This is a genomic window from Paraburkholderia sp. CNPSo 3281 (genome assembly GCF_024206515.1).
In the GTDB taxonomy this organism is placed as follows: domain Bacteria; phylum Pseudomonadota; class Gammaproteobacteria; order Burkholderiales; family Burkholderiaceae; genus Paraburkholderia; species Paraburkholderia nodosa.
Map to the genome: position 1 here is coordinate 222,230 of NZ_JAMBPS010000002.1, position 17,362 is coordinate 239,591.

Genomic DNA, 17,362 nt, shown 5'->3' on the forward strand with positions numbered 1-17,362 from the left:
GATTTCAAAGGTCGTCGGGAGATGACGTGGCGCAAATGCGCGAGCGCCGGCTCACGAGGCGGTAAACCACGCCAGCCGCGGCTCCCCCCAGCAACGGCGCCGCCCAGAAGAGCCAAAGCTGATCGAGCGCCCATTCGCCGACGAACAGCGCAGGACCGGTCGAGCGCGCCGGATTCGCGCCGCCGTTGCTGACCGGGATGGCGATCAGATAGATGGCGGCAAGGCAGGCTCCAACGGCGAGCGCCGCCGTCTTGCGGCGTGCGACCGTACTCGACATCAGCAGATGGAAGAGTACGAACACGAAGGTCGCCGCCACTTCCAGGAGGAATACGGCGGCGAGGGCGTAGTCGGTCGGCGAATGATCGTCATAGCCGTTGCTGCCGAGGTCGGACACCGCGACGGAGAAACCCGGGCGCCCGCTCGCCACGCGTACGAGCAAGGCCGCGCCGAGAATGGCCCCGATGGTTTGCGCCGCGAGATAGGGCCCGGTATCGCGCACCGGAAAGCGCCCGGAGACCGCGTAGCCAATCGTAACGGCGGGGTTGAAGTGGGCGCTCGCCGCGCGCGCGGCGGCGTAGTTCGCCACCGTGAGCGCGAGCCCGGATGCCGCGGCCATCTCGAAAACGTTGAAGCCCTGGGAGGGGGGGCTCGCGTTGAGCGCCGTGGCTGCGCAACCCGCGAACACGAGCCACGCGGTACCCGCACCCTCGACCGCTAAACGCCTACCGAACTTCATCCTTTCCTCTCCACATCCGGACTACATCCCGGCCCGGGTCCGACCTGGCCGTCGTTCGATCGCATTCCCGGGTCGGCAATATCTGACGAGCCATGCGTCGAACTTGGGATTATGGAGAGACGATTCCCGCAATCAGATAGGAGAACTCTTAAAACGCTGGACGCATTGCGCAAGACAAGGCGAGGGAAAATCTGGCCGGCGCAGGAATAACCTGGGGACGCGCGCCACCTGGGGATGAATCAGGTCAGCCCCACCTGCATGGCGAAGTCGCTCAGATCGCGCTCTGTGACGAGCCCCAGCTTGCGCATCGTGCTGCGCTTTTGGGCGCTGATCGTTTTGCCGCTGCGCTGAAACCGCTGCGCAATCTGATGCACCGACATACCCTGCGCGTACAGCCGGAAGACCTCCCATTCGCGCGCGCTCGGCACACCCGAGCACGGGGCGCACGCGGCGCCGGCGCGCGCGAGCGTTGCGCGTGCGTGGCCCGAAAGATACGGCGTGCGCTCGCGAGCGGCCGCAACGGCGAGCAGGAGATCGTGCGCGACGTCGCGCTTGTCGACGATGACGTTCAGGCCGTGATGCAACAGGCCTGTCAGAACGGGCGGCGTCGACACCATGCTCAGGACGACGACGGCAGGCGTGCCTCGTGTTTGCGCGAGGCGCCGCAGCAAGGTGAGGGAGCCATATTCGCCGTCTAGCCCCGGCATGCAGAGATCGGAAATGACGACGTCACAGTCGGTCGTATCGAGCTGCATGGCAAGCTCGAGCGTGTTGCCGGCTTCGCCGACGACGAGGGCTCGATCCGTTGCGTGCAGCAGGCTGGCCACGCCGAGCCGGATGCACGCGTGGTCGTCGGCAACGATCACGCGCAGCGGCTTGCCCGTGCGAAGCGCGCCTTCTCGACCGACCCGGATAGCGTGCATGGGAGATCTTGCGTGCGAAGAACCGCTCAGGTTTGCTCGCCCTGCGTCACGCCGCATTCGACCGCGAAGCGATAGAGCTCGATATCGTTGCTGAGCGCGAGCTTCTTCATCGCCGCGCACTTTTGCGCGCTGATCGTCTTGACGCTGCGCCCAAGCAGACCTGCAATCTCCGTTACGCCGAGTCCAGTTGCGTAGTGCTTGATCACCTCGAACTCACGCCGCGTGAGAATGCGGTGCACCTCTTCGCGCCGCTCGGCGCGCGCCGCTTCCGTGAGCAGGTCGCGCACGACAGGCCCGACGTATTGCTCTTGCGCCATTGCCGACATGATCGCAACCGGGATCAGGTCGATGCGGTCGCGCTTGCTGAGCAGCGCATCCACCTCCATCTCGATGGTCTTGCGCAGCACCGAGGCCTCGCTTTCCATGGTGAGGACGACCACGGCCTTTTGCGGGAACCCGGCGCGAAAGGCGCGGATCGCCTCGGGCCCGTCCAGCTCGCCGGGCAACGCCATGTAGAGGTCCATCAAGACGAGATCGAACGCGTTCTGCGCCGCGACTTCGAACAGCTCGGGCACGCTGCGCGCACGCGCGACGATCTGCACGTTGGGATAGTTGGCGAGCATGCTCTCCAACGCATACACGACGAGCGGGTGGTCGTCGGCGATGATCACGCGCACCGGCGCCGCGAGGTCGGCCGTATCCGTCATGTTGCGCGCCGCGAGGCAGGCGCGCTGTTCGTCATGGTCGCGCATGGCGCGCTGGGAAGCGGTCGCCGCAGCGGCATGATCCGGCAGCGATGAGGGAAGCAGGTTCATAGAAGTCCGTACGCCCTGACATAGGCGAAGAGTCCCGCGTCGTTGCTCACGCCGAGCTTCGCCATGGCGTCGCGCTTCTGGCAGCTCACCGTGCGCACGTCGCGGCCGAGGGCGCGCGCAATTTCCGTGATCGAACTGCCGCTCGCGAATTTGCGGACCACCTCCGATTCGCGCGGCGTCAAGCGCGGCAAACACAGGTCGGACGGCCCGGCGGCGGCCGCGAGTTCGCGCTCGATGGCCGGGCTGAGATGGGCGAGACCCTGGGCCGCGCCGCGCACGATGGCTGGGAGATCGTCCATCGGCTCGGTTTTGCGCAACATCGCGACCACGCCCGCGTGCGCCACCGCGCGCAGGAGGACAGCGTTCGCAACGCTGGTCAGCACGACCACGGGGATATGCGGCCAGTCGCGGCGCAAACGCTGCACGAGGCGCAGGCCGTCCTCGGCTTCGCCGGAGACAGTCGGCATATTGAGGTCAGTGACCACCACGTCGCACGGGACAGTTTCGAGCGTCTGCAACAACTCGCGCGCGCCGCACGCTTCCCCCACGACCTCGATATCGTCTCCCGCGAGGAGCGCCGAGCGAACGCCAAGCAGAACGAATGGATGATCGTCTGCGAGAACGACACCTAGCTTCACACTGAAACTCCTTCGAGGGGGATTTGCGTGGTTGCGATGCGCCGCGTGCGCGCATCGGCAACCCGAAATATCAGCAAGTTCGTTCATCTGACCATTGAAAAGCCGCCGTCGAAATCGGAGATTTCCGAAACGTACAAGGTCCTGTCAAGCCGCGGCACGCGCGCGAGCGCGTTGTCGACTCCCGCCGGTGCACCCGGCGTCGCTGCGCTCGTGCGGCGCCGCGAATGCGGGCCATGCCAGCGCGGCGCAAAGCGCGGCCGCCGCCCAGACCGCCGGCCACCCGAACCACGATAACAGCAGCGGGATCGCCGAAGGCGCGACGAAGAACGCAACGAATGCGCCGGTGTTGCCCATGGCGAGTGCAGTTCCCACCCGACCGTTGCCCGCATGCATCGCGAGTTCCGTGAAGGCAACGCCGTGCCAGGCGGAAGCGGCGATACCGCCAAGCACGATCACTGCGGCGAGTAGCGTGACGAACGCAGCGCTTGCGCGATGCGCTGGCGAGGCAAAAGCCGTCAACGCCGCGAGCACAACAAACAGCGCGACGGTGAGCGCCGCGCAGCCGCGCAACCAGATGCGCCGGTCGCCGTGCCGGTCTGTCCAACGCCCGCCGTACACACGCATGAACGCGGCACCGCCCTGCACGGCAGCAAGCGTCGCGCTGACTGCCGCCGTACCCGCATGGCCGACGTCATGCAGGAAAATGCTCGCGAACGAGAGCACGGCCACCTGGGGAATGCACAGCACGCCAATGCCGGTCACCATGCGCCACACGGTGACGCTGCGCAGCGGCGAGACTGCGCGTTGTGCCTGCGCGAGCGCTTCGTGAGCGAGAAGTGGCGCATGCGCGGCGCCCAGTTCGTGCGCGGGTTCGTGCAACCAGACGATCGTAAGCACAGTGGAGACCACACACATCGCTGCGAGTGCGCCGTATACGGCCGCGAATCCCGCATGCTCGGCGAGCGCGGGCAGCACGAGCGCGCCAAGGCCGCCGCCGGCCGGCACGGCGGTTTGCCGGATGCTCATCGCAAGGCCGCGCTCGTGGCTGGCGAACCACGCCATCACCGCTCGCCCGCTCGAGCTGTTCACGCTTCCCCCAAGCAGGCCGAGCGCGAGCAGGCCAACCGCGAGCGTCGTCGCGCTGGGCGTGTGCGCGCCCGCCGGTGCGCCCCAGAGCGCCATCGCAACGAGTGCGAGCGCTGTCGTGGAAAGCCCCGTGAGCAGCACGCGCCGGTCGCCCCAGCGGTCCGTCAGGAGTCCCCATGGAAGTTCGCCCAGCACGATGCCAAGTCCCAGCATGCCGAGCACGACGCCCAGTTCGCCCGTGCCGATGCGGTAATCCGAGCGGATCAACACGCCCGTTGCGGGAATGCCGCCGAGCGCTGCCGCAAAACTGGCGTTGGCCGCCACGCCCACCGCAAGCACTTTCCAACGGTGTGCCGCGCCCCGCGTCGTACTGCGTCCCATGATGACCTCCAGAAAACGGTTGACTGAGGGCATCGTAGAGGCGCAACATCTATCGGAAAAGCGGGAAATTCCAATTTGTATATTCGGAATTTCCGAATCATGAAATTGCATGAAACGCACCGGATCAAGCTGAACCAATGAACGCACGCGGTTTCGATCTCGCGCAACTGCGCACGTTTATCGCCGTGACAGAAGCGGGCAGTGTCTCCGCGGGTGCGCAGCGGGTGTTCCTCTCGCAGTCGTCGGTGAGCGAGCAGCTCAAGAAGCTCGAGGAGCGCGTCGGCCAGCCGCTTTTCGTGCGCAGCAAGCAGGGCATGACCGCCACGCCCGCGGGCGCGAAACTCCTCGACCACGCGCGCCGCATCGTCGCGCTTTGCGACGCCGCCTTCGACGACATGCTCGGCCGCACGCTCGACGGCGAAGTGCGCATTGCGATCACGGACTATTACCGGCCGCACGACGTCGCCGAGATTATCCGGCGCTTCGCGAACCAGCATCCGCGCCTGCGTCTGCACGTGACCGTGCTGCCGAGCGCCGTGATCGACAGCAGCGCCGACGAGAACGCCTACGACATCGGCTTATCGCTGCGGCTGATGGAGGAAGGCCGCGGCACGCACAAGAGCACGTCGATACGGCGCGAAAAACTGGTGTGGGTCGGCGCGACGCAAACGCTGCGCGAGCGGCCCGCGCTCACCCCGCCCTGGCCGCTCGTGCTGCTGCCGGCGACCTGCCAGTTGCAGCGTCGCGTCGTGAGGTTGCTCGACGAAGCGCGCATGCCCTACCTGATTTCGCATTCGGCTTCGGGTGTGGCCGGGCTGCAGCTCGCGCTCAAGGCGGGGCTGGGGATCTCGTGTCTGAACGAGTCGGCGATCGGCGAAGGACTGATGCCCTGCCCGGCTTCATTCGGCTTACCCGCGCTGCCTGCGGCCGAATTCCATTTGCTGCCGGGCCAGCCTGGCGAGTCCGCGCACGTGACGAACGCGCGCGCGGCGCTCGCGGAACTGCTCGTTTGAGGCGCTTTAGCCGGCGGCCTGAACCAGCTCGGCAAAGCGCAGCAGATCGACGTTGCCCCCGGAGATGAGCACGCCCACGCGCTTGCCGCGCACGTCCACCTTGCCGTGCAGCACGGCCGCCGCCGCGAGGCAGCCGGTGGGTTCGACCACGAGCTTCATGCGGCTCGCGAAGAACTTCATCGTATCGACGAGTTCCGCGTCGCTCACCGTGACGATCTCGCTCACGCGTTCGCGAATCACCGCGAAGGTCAGGTTGCCGAGATGCTGGGTTTGCGCGCCGTCGGCAAGGGTCTTCGGCGTGTCGATGTGGACGATCTCGCCCGTGCGCAGGCTGCGCTGACCGTCGTTGCCGGCCTCGGGCTCGACGCCGATCACCGTGCATGCGGGCGAGAGTGCATGCGCGGCAGTCGCACAACCCGAGAGCAGCCCGCCGCCGCCCAGCGGCGTGAGCAACAGGTCGAGCTCGCCCGTTTCCTCGAACAACTCCTTGGCGGCGGTGCCCTGGCCGGCCATCACGTGCGCGTGGTCGTACGGCGGAATGAGCGTGAGGCCGCGCTCGGCCGCGAGCCGTTTGCCGAGCGCCTCGCGGTCCTCGGTATAGCGATCGTAAAAGACGACCTCGCCGCCATAGCCGCGCGTGGCCTCCACCTTCACGGCGGGCGCGTCGTGCGGCATGACGATCACGGCCTTCACGCCGAGCAGACGCGCCGACAGCGCGATCGCCTGCGCGTGGTTGCCCGACGAAAACGTGATCACGCCGCCCGCCTTCTGCTCAGGCGTGAATTGCGCGATCGCGTTATAGGCGCCGCGGAACTTGAACGCGCCCATGCGCTGCAGGTTCTCGCATTTGAAGAAAAGCTGCGCGCCCGTGCGTTCGTTCGCGGTACGCGAAGTCAGAACCGGCGTGCGGTGCGCGACGCCACGCAGGCGTTCGTGGGCGGCTGCGACGTCTTCGAAGGTAATAGGCAGAGGGCTCATGGTCGTTCTTCGGCTGGCAGGTAGGTGTAGACGGTCGAGCGCGCAACGCCGAGCGTGGTGGCCACGTCGGCGAGCGCATGACGCAGGTTCAGCATTCCGTTTGTCGCGAGTTCGCGCACGGCCTCACGGCGCTGCGCGAGCGTCATGCCGATGGGCGTGGTGTTGCGCGTGGCGGCGAAGCGTTCGAGCGCCTCGCGCACGCAGCCCACGCCGCGCGGCGCGAGCGTTTCGGCGACAGGCGCAGCCGCGCTGGTCTGGATCAGCTGGCCGAGGCCAGCCGTCACCGCGCCGATCAGCGACACATCCATGTTCAGGCAGAGGGCCGCGACGTACTCGCCCGCGCTGTTCTTCAGGCCGATGGATGTGCTTTTAGCCGGACGCCCGTCGGGAAAACGGTTCGGATAGTTGGCCACGACTTCGGGAAAGCCGGAGTCGGTGATGCGCGCGAGACCCATTTCGGTGGCGGCGTCGCCAACTTGCCGTCCTGACAAATTGTTCGCGATCGCCACGACGGAGTGCTCGGGCCGCGTGAGGTCGTGCAGCACCACCTCGACGAGCGGCGCGAGCGTCTGGCCGAGCGCCGCGACGATCTTCCCGCCTTCGCGCAGGAGCAGCGCGTTTTCGTCAGTGGATTGGCCGGAACGGGTTTTGCGAGTGGGCATCATGATATTGGACATATTGACAGTTAATGACTGAATGTCAATCGCTTGAACTGATCGCTGGGAGAGTTGCCGTGCCTGGCCGCCCGATGCGCAAAAAAAACCCCGCCCGAAGGCGAGGTCAATCAGACACGAAGAAACACTACACACTGCATTGCGACTCAGACCGTGAAGCGCTCGCTGACGAACTGCGTGGACGGCACGCGCGCGCGCGCCGCCACCGCCTGCGCAGCGCTCACCATCGCGGGCGGACCGCAAACATAGAGGTCGGGCGCCGCGCCACCCTCCGCGAGCGCCGCGGCGAGCGCATCGACGGGGGTGCGGTGCGAGCCTTGCCAGCCATCACCCGCTTCGAGCACGCAAAGCTCGACGTGCAGTTGCGGCAGCGCCGCCCGAAGCGCGTCCAGTTCGTCGAGCAGGAAAAGCTCGCTCTCGCGATTCACGCCGTAGAAGAGCCGTGCGTCGTTCATTTCCCCGAATTCGGCCATGCGGCGCAGCATTGAGAGCACCGGAGCGAGACCCGTGCCGCCCGCCACGAACCAGCGCGGACGCAGACTGTCGGTGATCAAACCGAAGCCGCCTTGCGGGCCGTGAACGGTGAGCACGTCGCCCGGCTGCGCCCGCTCGCGCAGATACGCCGAAAACGCGCCTTGCGGCCGCAGCCGGATCAGGAACTCGAGGCGCCCCTCCCAGTTGCTCGTGTTGGAAAGCGAGAAGGGGCGCTTCACGCCGCCCTCCGGCAACTCCAGCTCCGCGAACTGGCCCGCTTCGAACTCGGCGGCGCTGCCGCTGGTGTCGTCGGCATCGAGAAGCAGTTCGAGACGGCGCGTGTCGTCGGCGATCGTTTCCAGCGCGGCGATGCGCGCCGTGCGCACGGCAACCGGCTGCAGCAGCACCTTCGCGCGGTCGTACGGCGCGGCGACGCGCAAGTCGGCCGAAGGTCTCGTGCGGCACAGCAGAACCGCCTGCGGGTCGCCGGACGGCAACGCGTCCGCACTGTGGTCGCCGAGCGTGTACGCCCCTTCGGTCACGGTGGCGTGACACGCGCCGCAGCTGCCGCGCCGGCACTGCGAGGGCAGCGTGATATCCGCCGCCGCCGCCGCGCTCAGCACGTCCTGCCCCGGCTCGCACGCGAAGCCGAACGCCTGGCCGTCGCGCGTGGTGAGCTCGATTTGATAACTCATGACGTTTTCACCCGCGCTCACGCGGCCTTGCGTGAGAGGGCCGCAGCGAGGTCCGCTTGCGCCTCGCCGATCGGCGAGATGCCGAACTGCGTGACGAGAATGTCGAGGACGTTCGGCGTGAGGAAGGCGGGCAACGTCGGTCCGAGATGGATGTTGCGCAGGCCGAGCGCGAGCAGCGTGAGCAGCACCGCGGCGGCCTTCTGCTCGAACCACGACACCACGAGCGTGAGCGGCAGATCGTTCACACCGCAGTCGAAGGCCTTCGAGAGCGCGATGGCGATCTGGATCGCCGAGTAGCTGTCGTTGCACTGGCCCAGATCGAGCAGGCGCGGAATGCCGCCGATGTCGCCGAACGCGTGGCGATTGAAGCGGTACTTGTTGCAGCCGAGCGTCATGACGACGGTGTCGTCGGGCGCGCCCTGGGCGAACTCGGTGTAGTAGTTCCGGCCGGGCGCAGCGCCGTCGCAGCCGCCGATCAGGAAGAAGTGGCGGATCTGGCCGGCCTTCACCGCGTCGATCACCTTGTCGGCCACGCCGAGCACCGTATTGCGCGCAAAGCCGATGGTGATGGTTTCCTCTGGCGCCGTTTCGCGAAAGCCCGGCAGCGCGAGCGCGGCCTGCACGACGGGTGCGAACGCGTGATGCTCGAGATGGCGCACGCCGGCCCAACCTACCGGCCCCGTCGTGAAGATGCGCTGACGGTACTGCGGCAGCGGCTCGATCAGGCAGTTGGACGTCATCAGGATCGGGCCGGGGAAGTTCGCGAAGTCCGATTGCTGGTCCTGCCATGCGCCGCCGCAGTTGCCGGCCAGATGCGGATAAGCCTTGAGCTTCGGGTAAGCATGCGCGGGCAGCATCTCGCCGTGCGTGTAGATCTGCACGCCGGTGCCCTGGGTGGCTTCGAGCAGCGCCTCGAGATCGCCGAGGTCGTGGCCCGAAACCAGGATGGCTTTGCCCGCCGCCGGCGTCACGCGCACGGCAGTGGGTTCGGGCATGCCGAAGCGACCCGTGTTCGCCGCATCGAGCAGTTCCATCACCTTGAGGTTCAGGTTGCCGAGCGCGAGCGCATGTTCAAGGATATCGCCGGCCTGCGTGGGTTCGCTCGCGAGAAACACAAGCGCCGCCTCCACGCCCGCGTAGACCTCTTCGCTCTCGTAACCGAGGACGCGCGCGTGATGGGCGTAAGCACACACGCCTTTGAGACCGTAGAGCACGAGGGCGCGCAAGCCCACGACATCCTCGCCCACCTTCGGGAGTCCGGCCCTGATGCCGACGAGCGCGGCCTGCGCCTGCAGTTCGGCGAGATCGTTGCCCGGTTGCCAGAGCGCGGCGCCGCCCGGCTGCGCAGCGGCAACGCCTTGCGCGAGCGCGAGCGCCTCGCAGGTCGACTTCACGCGATCGCGGTGTTGCGCGGCCTCGCGCAGCATTGCCACGAAACGGCTGGCGTTGAAATTGACATTGGTGAGCGTTGTGAACAGCGCGTAGAGCATGAAGCGGTCGGCTTCGCGATCGGGGCTGCCGAGGCCGCGCGCGAGCGCGCCATATTGTGCGATACCCTTGGCCGCGTAGATCAGCAGGTCCTGCAGATCCGCAGTGGTGGCGTCCTTGCCGCAGTTGCCCTTGGCCGAGGCGCACCCCGGTGTGGCCTGGGTGCGGTCGGTCTGTTCACATTGATAGCAAAACACGGCTTTCTCCTTTTCCTTGTGGGGCGACGGCGCGAGCAGTCTTGTAAGATGCAGAACTAATGCATCTTTTAAATGGTGACGCGCCGGCGGGAGTTTTGCCGTGACAAAAATCAGAAAACGTGTCGCTTGAGGCGGATAAGCGACTGTGTGTGCGAAAACGTCGCAGCGGGTCGGCGCTCGACTCGCTCATTTGCTACGTTCGCTCAGTTCGCTCGGTCCGCACGCCGAAATGAAAAGCCCCGGCTCGACCGCGAGGTCGAGCCGGGGCTTCAGGTCCTGCAGATGCGTTCGGACGTTCTAGAACGGAATATCGTCGTCCATCTCGTCGAAGCCGCCGCCGGCCGGCGCGCTCGAACGGCCGCCACCTGCGCCGCCGCCAGCGCCACCACCGCTCGAACGCGGCGCGCCGCCACCGCCCGAAGCGCGGCCGCCGCCGCGCGGTGCGGACTGCTCACGGCTGTAGCCGCCGTCGTCGCCCATGTCGCTGCCCATCGAGGCGCCGCCGCTGCGGCCACCGAGCATCTGCATCTGGTCGGCGACGATTTCCGTCGAGTAACGGTCGGTGCCGTCCTGCGCTTGCCACTTGCGCGTGCGGATGCGGCCTTCGATATACACCGACGAGCCCTTCTTCAGGTACTCCGAGACGATCTCGGCCAGGCGCCCGAAGAACGACACGCGGTGCCATTCGGTCATTTCCTTGAACTCGCCGGACGCCTTGTCCTTGTAGCGGTCGGTCGTGGCGAGGCGAATGTTCGCCACGGCGTCGCCACTCGGCAGATATCGCACTTCCGGATCGGCGCCGAGGTTGCCGACGAGGATCACCTTGTTCACGGATGCCATGAATTTCTCCTGTTTAATTCCGTTGCGAGGAGCGGCCGCGCGGTGCGTGCCAGGGAGCGCCTGAGGTGTCTCATGCGCCTGCACCGGTCACGGACCGCCTCCGCGAATTGCGTTGCTGTGAACCTTTGGTTCTAACTCAGGCCCGCCTGGGTCAAGCCCGCCTGGCTTCTGCCCGCTTGGGCGGCGCCTTCATATTGGCCGCGATTATAAGCCAGCACAAGACGAGCCCCGAGCACGTGTAAAACACGGCGCTCGCGCCTCCGTGCTTGAGGATCCATCCGCCCACCACGCCGCCGAGCGCGAGCCCGATCGACTGCGTGGTGTTGTACACGCCCGTGGCCGCGCCCTTGCGGTTGCCCGGCGCGAGCTTCGATACGAGCGAAGGCTGCGAAGCCTCCAGGATGTTGAAGCCGAGGAAGTACACGAACAGCACGGCCGACACGATGACAAGTGTATGCGCGAGCGAGCCGAGCAAAAGCTGGCCGATCAGGATAAGACCGATCGCAGAAACGAGCACGGCCTTCATCTTGCCCCGCTTTTCCGCGACGATAATGGCCGGCACCATCATGACGAACGCGAGGCCCATGACCGGCAGATAGATCATCCAGTGCGACGCGACCGGCAGGCCCGCGTCCACGAGCAGGCGCGGCACGACGAGAAAGAGCGCCGTCTGCGTGGCGTGCAACACGAGCACGCCGAAGTTCAGGCGCAGCAGTTCGACGTTGTGCAGCACCTCGGCGAACGGGGCGCGCACGTGCACGGGCTTGCTGGGCGCGTCGGGCACGACCCAGATCACCACGCCCACCGCGAGGATCGAGAACACCCCGACCAGCGCGAACAGGCCGCTCATGCCGACCCAATGGAACACGATCGGCGCGCCGACGATGGCCACGGCGAACGACATGCCGATCGAGCCCCCCACCATCGCCATGGCCTTGGTGCGGTGTTCCTCGGCGGTCAGGTCGGCGATGAACGCCAGCACGGCCGACGATACCGCGCCCATGCCCTGGATCACCCGCCCGACGATGATCCACGTCATGTCGTGCGCGCCCGCCGCGACAAAGCTGCCGATCGCGAAGATGACAAGGCCAGTCGCGATGACGGGCTTTCTGCCCACCATGTCCGAAACCCAGCCGTAGAAAATATAGAGAAGCGACTGCGTGACGCCGTACGCGCCGAGCGCGATGCCGACCAGCAGAAGGTTGTCGCCGCCGGGAATGGTTTTCGCGTAGACGGAAAACACCGGCATGATCATGAAGAGACCGAGCATGCGCAGCGCGAAGATCGCCGCGAGCGAGACGGTCGCGCGCAACTCGGGCGCGCTCATGCGTGAGGATGTAGCGGGTGAATTGGAGGACATCGGAGCGTTATGTGTTTGGACCGCAAGTGCCCGCACGTTTGTTGACCGGGACGCTCCCTGACGCGCCTCTTTCGAGGCCCTTGCACTCGCCGCTCCGGGCCCTTTCAAAGACCGTCAGCAAGCCGTAACGGCGGTCTGGAAAAGTCGTTATAGTAGCAGGTTTGGTTTCCCTTTCTCCCGCAGGTTCATGGAACAGATCCGTATCCGTGGGGCCCGAACCCACAACCTGAAGAACGTCAATCTGGACCTGCCGCGCCACAAGCTCGTGGTCATCACCGGGCTTTCGGGCTCGGGCAAGTCCTCGCTGGCGTTCGACACGCTCTACGCAGAAGGCCAGCGCCGCTACGTGGAAAGCCTCTCGGCCTACGCGCGTCAGTTCCTGCAGCTCATGGAGAAGCCCGACGTCGACCTGATCGAGGGTCTGTCGCCGGCGATTTCCATCGAGCAGAAGGCCACGTCGCACAACCCGCGCTCCACCGTCGGCACCGTCACCGAGATCCACGACTACCTGCGGCTGCTTTACGCACGCATCGGCACGCCATACTGTCCGGACCACGAGATTCCGCTGGAGTCGCAAAGCGTCTCGCAGATGGTGGACGCCGCGCTCGCCCTGCCCGAAGAAACGAAGCTGATGATCCTGGCTCCCGTGATCGTGGACCGCAAGGGCGAGCACGCCGAGCTGTTCGACGACATGCAGGCGCAGGGTTTCGTGCGCTTTCGGGTGCGCTCGGGCGGCGGCACGGCCAACGAAGGGGAAGCGAAGATCTACGAGGTGGAGTCGCTGCCCAAGCTCAAGAAGAGCGAGCGCCACACCATCGACGTGGTGGTGGACCGCCTGAAGGTGCGCCCCGACATGAAGCAGCGCCTCGCGGAGTCGTTCGAAACCGCGCTGCGTCTGGCCGACGGCCGCGCCATCGCGCTCGAAATGGACACCAACCGCGAGCACCTGTTCAGCTCGAAGTTCGCGTGCCCGATCTGCTCGTATTCGCTGCCGGAGCTGGAGCCGCGCCTCTTCTCGTTCAACAACCCGATGGGCGCGTGCCCCGAGTGCGACGGTCTGGGCCAGATCACGTTTTTCGATCCGAAGCGCGTGGTCGCGCACCCGTCGCTGTCGCTCGCGGCGGGCGCCGTGAAGGGCTGGGACCGGCGCAACCAGTTCTACTTCCAGATGCTGCAGAGCCTGGCCGCGTTCTACGACTTCGACATCGACACCGCGTTCGAGGACCTGCCGGAGAAAGTGCGCAAGATCCTGCTCTACGGCTCCGGCAAGCAGGAGATTCCGTTCTCGTACATCAACGAGCGCGGCCGCACTTCAGTGCGCGAGCATGTCTTCGAAGGGATCATCCCGAACCTGGAGCGCCGCTACCGCGAGACCGACTCGGCCGCCGTGCGCGAGGAGCTTTCGAAGTACCAGAACAACCAGGCCTGCCCGCACTGCGAAGGCACCCGTCTGCGCCGCGAGGCGCGCTTCGTGCGCATCGGCGCAGGCGAAGAGGCGCGTGCCATTTATGAAGTGAGCGGCTGGCCGCTGCGCGACACCCTCGGCTACTTCCAGACGCTGCACCTCGAAGGTGCAAAGCGCGAGATCGCCGACAAGGTGGTCAAGGAAATCGTCGCGCGCCTCATGTTCCTCAATAACGTCGGGCTCGACTATCTCTCGCTCGAACGCAGCGCCGAGACGCTTTCCGGCGGCGAGGCGCAGCGCATCCGCCTCGCCTCGCAGATCGGCTCGGGCCTGACGGGCGTGATGTACGTGCTCGACGAGCCGTCCATCGGCCTGCACCAGCGCGACAACGACCGCCTCATCTCCACGCTCAAGCATCTGCGCGACCTCGGCAATTCGGTGATCGTCGTCGAGCACGACGAGGACATGATCCGCATGGCCGACTACGTGGTCGACATGGGTCCGGGCGCGGGCGAGCACGGCGGCATGGTGATTTCGCAAGGCACACCAGGCGAAGTCGAGCACGATCCGGCCTCGATGACGGGCCAGTACCTCTCGGGCGCGCGCCGCATCGACTATCCCGACGAGCGCCTCGAGCCCGGCGAACGCCGCCTGCGCATCGTCGAGGCCCACGGCAACAACCTCAAGCACGTGACGCTCGACCTGCCCGTCGGTCTTTTGACCTGCGTGACGGGCGTCTCGGGCTCGGGCAAGTCCACGCTCATCAACGACACGCTTTATCACGCCGTGTCGCAGCATCTGTATGGATCGTCTGCGGAACCGGCGCCGTTCGAGGCGATCGAGGGCCTGGAGCACTTCGACAAGGTCATCAACGTCGACCAGTCGCCGATCGGGCGCACGCCGCGCTCGAACCCGGCCACCTACACGGGCCTCTTCACGCCCATCCGCGAACTGTTCGCGGGCGTGCCGGCCGCCAAGGAACGCGGCTACGAGTCGGGCCGCTTCTCGTTCAACGTGAAGGGCGGGCGCTGCGAAAGCTGCCAGGGCGACGGCGTGCTCAAGGTGGAAATGCATTTCCTGCCCGACGTGTACGTGCCCTGCGACGTCTGCCACGGCAAGCGCTACAACCGCGAGACGCTGGAGATTCAATACAAGGGCCGGAACATCAGCGAAGTGCTCGACATGACGGTGGAAGCCGCCTACGAGTTCTTCAAGGCGGTGCCGGTGGTGGCGCGCAAGCTCAAGACGCTGCTCGATGTGGGCCTCGGCTACATCCGCCTCGGCCAGTCGGCCACCACGCTCTCGGGCGGCGAGGCGCAGCGCGTGAAGCTTTCACTCGAGCTTTCCAAGCGGGACACCGGCCGCACGCTGTATATACTCGACGAGCCGACCACGGGCCTGCACTTCCACGACATCGCGCTTTTGCTGGAAGTGATTCACCGGCTTCGAGATCAGGGCAACACGGTGGTCATCATCGAGCATAATCTCGATGTAATCAAAACCGCCGACTGGGTCGTGGACATGGGACCGGAAGGCGGCGCGGGCGGTGGGCAGATCGTGGCCCAGGGGACGCCCGAACAGGTGGCGAAGTCGAAGGCAAGCTTCACGGGCCGCTATCTCGCGCCGCTGCTCAAGCGCCAGATCGCCGCACTGGACACGGCCTCGGGAAAATGACCGCCAGGCGGGCTGACAACCGGGCCGGAAATTTAGCAGTAGAAATAGCTGCAGCGACAACGGGTCGGGGGCGCTTGCGCCCCCGTAGTTTGGAGACGGAATACACCCAACATGGTCAAGCGCAACGAAGCGACCGAAGATAAACAGGTGCGCGACCTGCGGCCACGGCCGGTCAGGCTCACGAGCGACATGAGCCTGCCGAAGCTTTCGGCAGTGGAAATCGGCAGCTATGTGGCCGCGCTCGCCGGCATGCTGGCAATCCTGCACCTGAACCTGCTCGGCGCGCTGCTCGCGGGCATGCTCGTGTTCCAGCTCGTTCATACCATTTCGCCGCTCATCGAGCGGCGCATGTCGAGCAGCCGCGCACGCTGGCTCTCCGTGGTGCTGGTTTCCATCGTGATCGTGGGCGTGCTCACGGGGCTCACCGTGGGCGTCATCGAGCAGTTCGAAAGCGACGTGCCGAGCGTGCAGAAGGTCATGGCGCAAATGATGACGTTCGTCGACCAGGCGCGCGGGCGCATTCCCGAGTCCATCGCCGCCTATCTGCCCGTGGACGTCGCCCAGATGAAGCTCAAGGCGCTCGCGCTCATGCACGAGCACGCCACCCAGCTCGGCCAGGGCGGCAAGAACGCCGCGCGTATCTTCGGGCATATCGTGATCGGCATGATCATCGGCGCGATCATCGCCATTGGCGCGCAGAAGAACGCCACGCGGCTGCCGCTTTCCACGGCGTTCGTCGCACGCGTGTCCCGTTTCGCCGACGCGTTCCGCCGCATCGTGTTCGCGCAGGTGAAGATTTCGTCCATCAACACGGTGTTCACCGGCCTCTTTCTCCTGCTCGCGCTGCCGTTGTTTCACGCGCCGCTGCCGCTCGCGAAGATGCTGGTCGTGGTGACCTTCGTGGTGGGCCTCCTGCCCGTGATCGGCAACCTGATCTCGAACACGCTGATCGTCGCCATCGCGCTCACCGTGAGCCTGCCCGCGGCGGTCACGGCGCTCGTGTTCCTCATCCTGATCCACAAGCTCGAATACTTCCTGAACGCGCGCATCGTGGGCGGCCAGATCGAGGCGCGCACGTGGGAGCTGCTCGTCGCGATGCTCGTGATGGAAGCCGCGTTCGGCATTCAAGGCGTGATCGCCGCGCCGATTTTCTACGCGTATATCAAGCGCGAACTGATCTATCTGCGGCTCGTCTGAGCCGCTCTCTCCCAGGCCCGCGCGCGGCCTTCAGCGCCCGCGCGGCTCGCCGGGCACGTCGGTCATGCCGTCGTGCCCCACGGCGTAGATCGCCACCTGCACGCGGCTCGTGAGATTGAGCTTGCGCAGAATGTTGCGCACGTGAATCTTCACCGTGCTCTCCGCCAGATCGAGCGTACGCGCAATCTCCTTGTTGCTCGCGCCGCGTGCTAGCTCGCGCACGATGTCGCGCTCGCGCGCCGTGAGCGTCTCCGCGCTCGCACGCGCGGCGCCAGTCGCGCCGGTCACGCCGGTCACGCCGGTCGAATGCGCAGGCTTGCGCATCTGCTCCACGAGTTTCGCCGTCATGTGCTCGGTAATGACCGGCTGGCCGCTCGCGGCCTTGCGGATCGCCGCGACCAGCGCGTCGGCGTCGATGCTCTTGAGCAGGAAGCCACGCGCCCCCTCGCGCATCGCGGCGGTGAGTTCGTCGGCTTCCTCGGAGACGGTGAGCATCACGACCGCCGTGTCCGGCAGGTCTTCCACCAGCAGTTGCAGCGTTTCGAGCCCCGAGAGGCCCGGCATGTTCAGGTCGAGCAGGATGACGTCGGGCAGGTGCTGCTTCGCGCGCTTGACGCCTTCCACGCCGTCCGACGCTTCGCCCACCACTTCCAGGTCGGGCTGGCGCTGCAGGAGCGCGCTCACGCCCGAGCGAAAGAGCGTGTGGTCGTCGATGAGCAGGATGCGTATGGTCATGGGGATCGTTATCTTGTCGCGATGTCTTCCAATTCTGATCGTAACGCCGTCGG

Annotated in this window: 15 protein-coding genes; 3 read left to right on the forward strand and 12 right to left on the reverse strand. The window is 66.1% G+C overall.

Annotation, left to right across the window (positions count from 1 at the left end; all coding sequences use genetic code 11):
* Positions 1-4: 4 nt before the first annotated feature.
* The 5 genes from M3I56_RS03030 to M3I56_RS03050 all read right to left on the reverse strand — a co-directional run bounded on the left by M3I56_RS03030 (position 5) and on the right by M3I56_RS03050 (position 4,579).
* Positions 5-736: an aquaporin gene (locus tag M3I56_RS03030; RefSeq protein WP_254352496.1), complete on the reverse strand. Its 732-nt coding sequence runs from the start codon at positions 734-736 to the stop codon at positions 5-7.
* Positions 737-975: 239 nt separating this feature from the next.
* Positions 976-1,659: a response regulator transcription factor gene (locus tag M3I56_RS03035; protein WP_254352497.1), complete on the reverse strand. Its 684-nt coding sequence runs from the start codon at positions 1,657-1,659 to the stop codon at positions 976-978.
* Positions 1,660-1,685: 26 nt separating this feature from the next.
* The gene (locus tag M3I56_RS03040; RefSeq protein ID WP_375541668.1) at positions 1,686-2,474 is read right to left on the reverse strand and encodes a response regulator; all 789 of its coding nucleotides are present in this window, start codon (positions 2,472-2,474) and stop codon (positions 1,686-1,688) included.
* Positions 2,471-3,112, reverse strand: a complete 642-nt coding sequence (locus tag M3I56_RS03045; RefSeq protein ID WP_254352498.1) for a response regulator transcription factor — start codon at positions 3,110-3,112, stop codon at positions 2,471-2,473. The genes M3I56_RS03040 and M3I56_RS03045 overlap by 4 nt, the downstream gene beginning before the upstream one ends.
* A 144-nt stretch (positions 3,113-3,256) precedes the next feature.
* Positions 3,257-4,579, reverse strand: coding sequence for an MFS transporter (locus M3I56_RS03050; RefSeq protein ID WP_254352499.1), 1,323 nt, complete (start codon positions 4,577-4,579; stop codon positions 3,257-3,259).
* A 137-nt stretch (positions 4,580-4,716) separates the two neighbouring features.
* Between M3I56_RS03050 and M3I56_RS03055 the strand changes: the two genes are divergently transcribed.
* Positions 4,717-5,592, forward strand: coding sequence for a LysR family transcriptional regulator (locus M3I56_RS03055; RefSeq protein WP_254352500.1), 876 nt, complete (start codon positions 4,717-4,719; stop codon positions 5,590-5,592).
* 6 nt (positions 5,593-5,598) lie between these two features.
* Here the strand turns inward: M3I56_RS03055 and M3I56_RS03060 are convergent, their stop codons facing one another.
* From M3I56_RS03060 to M3I56_RS03085, 6 genes are all read right to left on the reverse strand, one after another.
* Positions 5,599-6,570: a threo-3-hydroxy-L-aspartate ammonia-lyase gene (locus tag M3I56_RS03060; protein WP_254352501.1), complete on the reverse strand. Its 972-nt coding sequence runs from the start codon at positions 6,568-6,570 to the stop codon at positions 5,599-5,601.
* The gene (locus M3I56_RS03065; protein WP_254352502.1) at positions 6,567-7,235 is read right to left on the reverse strand and encodes a transcriptional regulator; all 669 of its coding nucleotides are present in this window, start codon (positions 7,233-7,235) and stop codon (positions 6,567-6,569) included. Before M3I56_RS03065 ends, M3I56_RS03060 begins: the two co-directional genes overlap by 4 nt.
* A 155-nt stretch (positions 7,236-7,390) precedes the next feature.
* Positions 7,391-8,413, reverse strand: a complete 1,023-nt coding sequence (locus tag M3I56_RS03070; RefSeq protein ID WP_254352503.1) for a 2Fe-2S iron-sulfur cluster binding domain-containing protein — start codon at positions 8,411-8,413, stop codon at positions 7,391-7,393.
* Between the two features lie 17 nt (positions 8,414-8,430).
* Positions 8,431-10,098, reverse strand: a complete 1,668-nt coding sequence (gene hcp / locus M3I56_RS03075; protein WP_254352504.1) for a hydroxylamine reductase — start codon at positions 10,096-10,098, stop codon at positions 8,431-8,433.
* A 297-nt stretch (positions 10,099-10,395) separates the two neighbouring features.
* Positions 10,396-10,938: a single-stranded DNA-binding protein gene (locus M3I56_RS03080; protein WP_254352505.1), complete on the reverse strand. Its 543-nt coding sequence runs from the start codon at positions 10,936-10,938 to the stop codon at positions 10,396-10,398.
* Positions 10,939-11,089: 151 nt separating this feature from the next.
* A complete protein-coding gene (locus M3I56_RS03085) occupies positions 11,090-12,265 on the reverse strand; it encodes an MFS transporter (RefSeq protein WP_254352506.1) in 1,176 nt (391 codons plus the stop codon).
* A gap of 220 nt (positions 12,266-12,485) precedes the next feature.
* Between M3I56_RS03085 and uvrA the strand changes: the two genes are divergently transcribed.
* Together uvrA and M3I56_RS03095 are read left to right on the forward strand one after the other, a co-directional pair.
* On the forward strand, positions 12,486-15,377 hold the full coding sequence (uvrA, locus tag M3I56_RS03090) for an excinuclease ABC subunit UvrA (RefSeq protein WP_254352507.1): 2,892 nt from the start codon (positions 12,486-12,488) through the stop codon (positions 15,375-15,377).
* Positions 15,378-15,488: 111 nt separating this feature from the next.
* Positions 15,489-16,574, forward strand: coding sequence for an AI-2E family transporter (locus M3I56_RS03095; RefSeq protein WP_254352508.1), 1,086 nt, complete (start codon positions 15,489-15,491; stop codon positions 16,572-16,574).
* Positions 16,575-16,604: 30 nt separating this feature from the next.
* Here M3I56_RS03095 and M3I56_RS03100 read toward each other — a convergent pair whose 3' ends face one another.
* A complete protein-coding gene (locus M3I56_RS03100; protein ID WP_254352509.1) occupies positions 16,605-17,309 on the reverse strand; it encodes a response regulator transcription factor in 705 nt (234 codons plus the stop codon).
* Between the last annotated feature and the right edge of the window lie 53 nt (positions 17,310-17,362).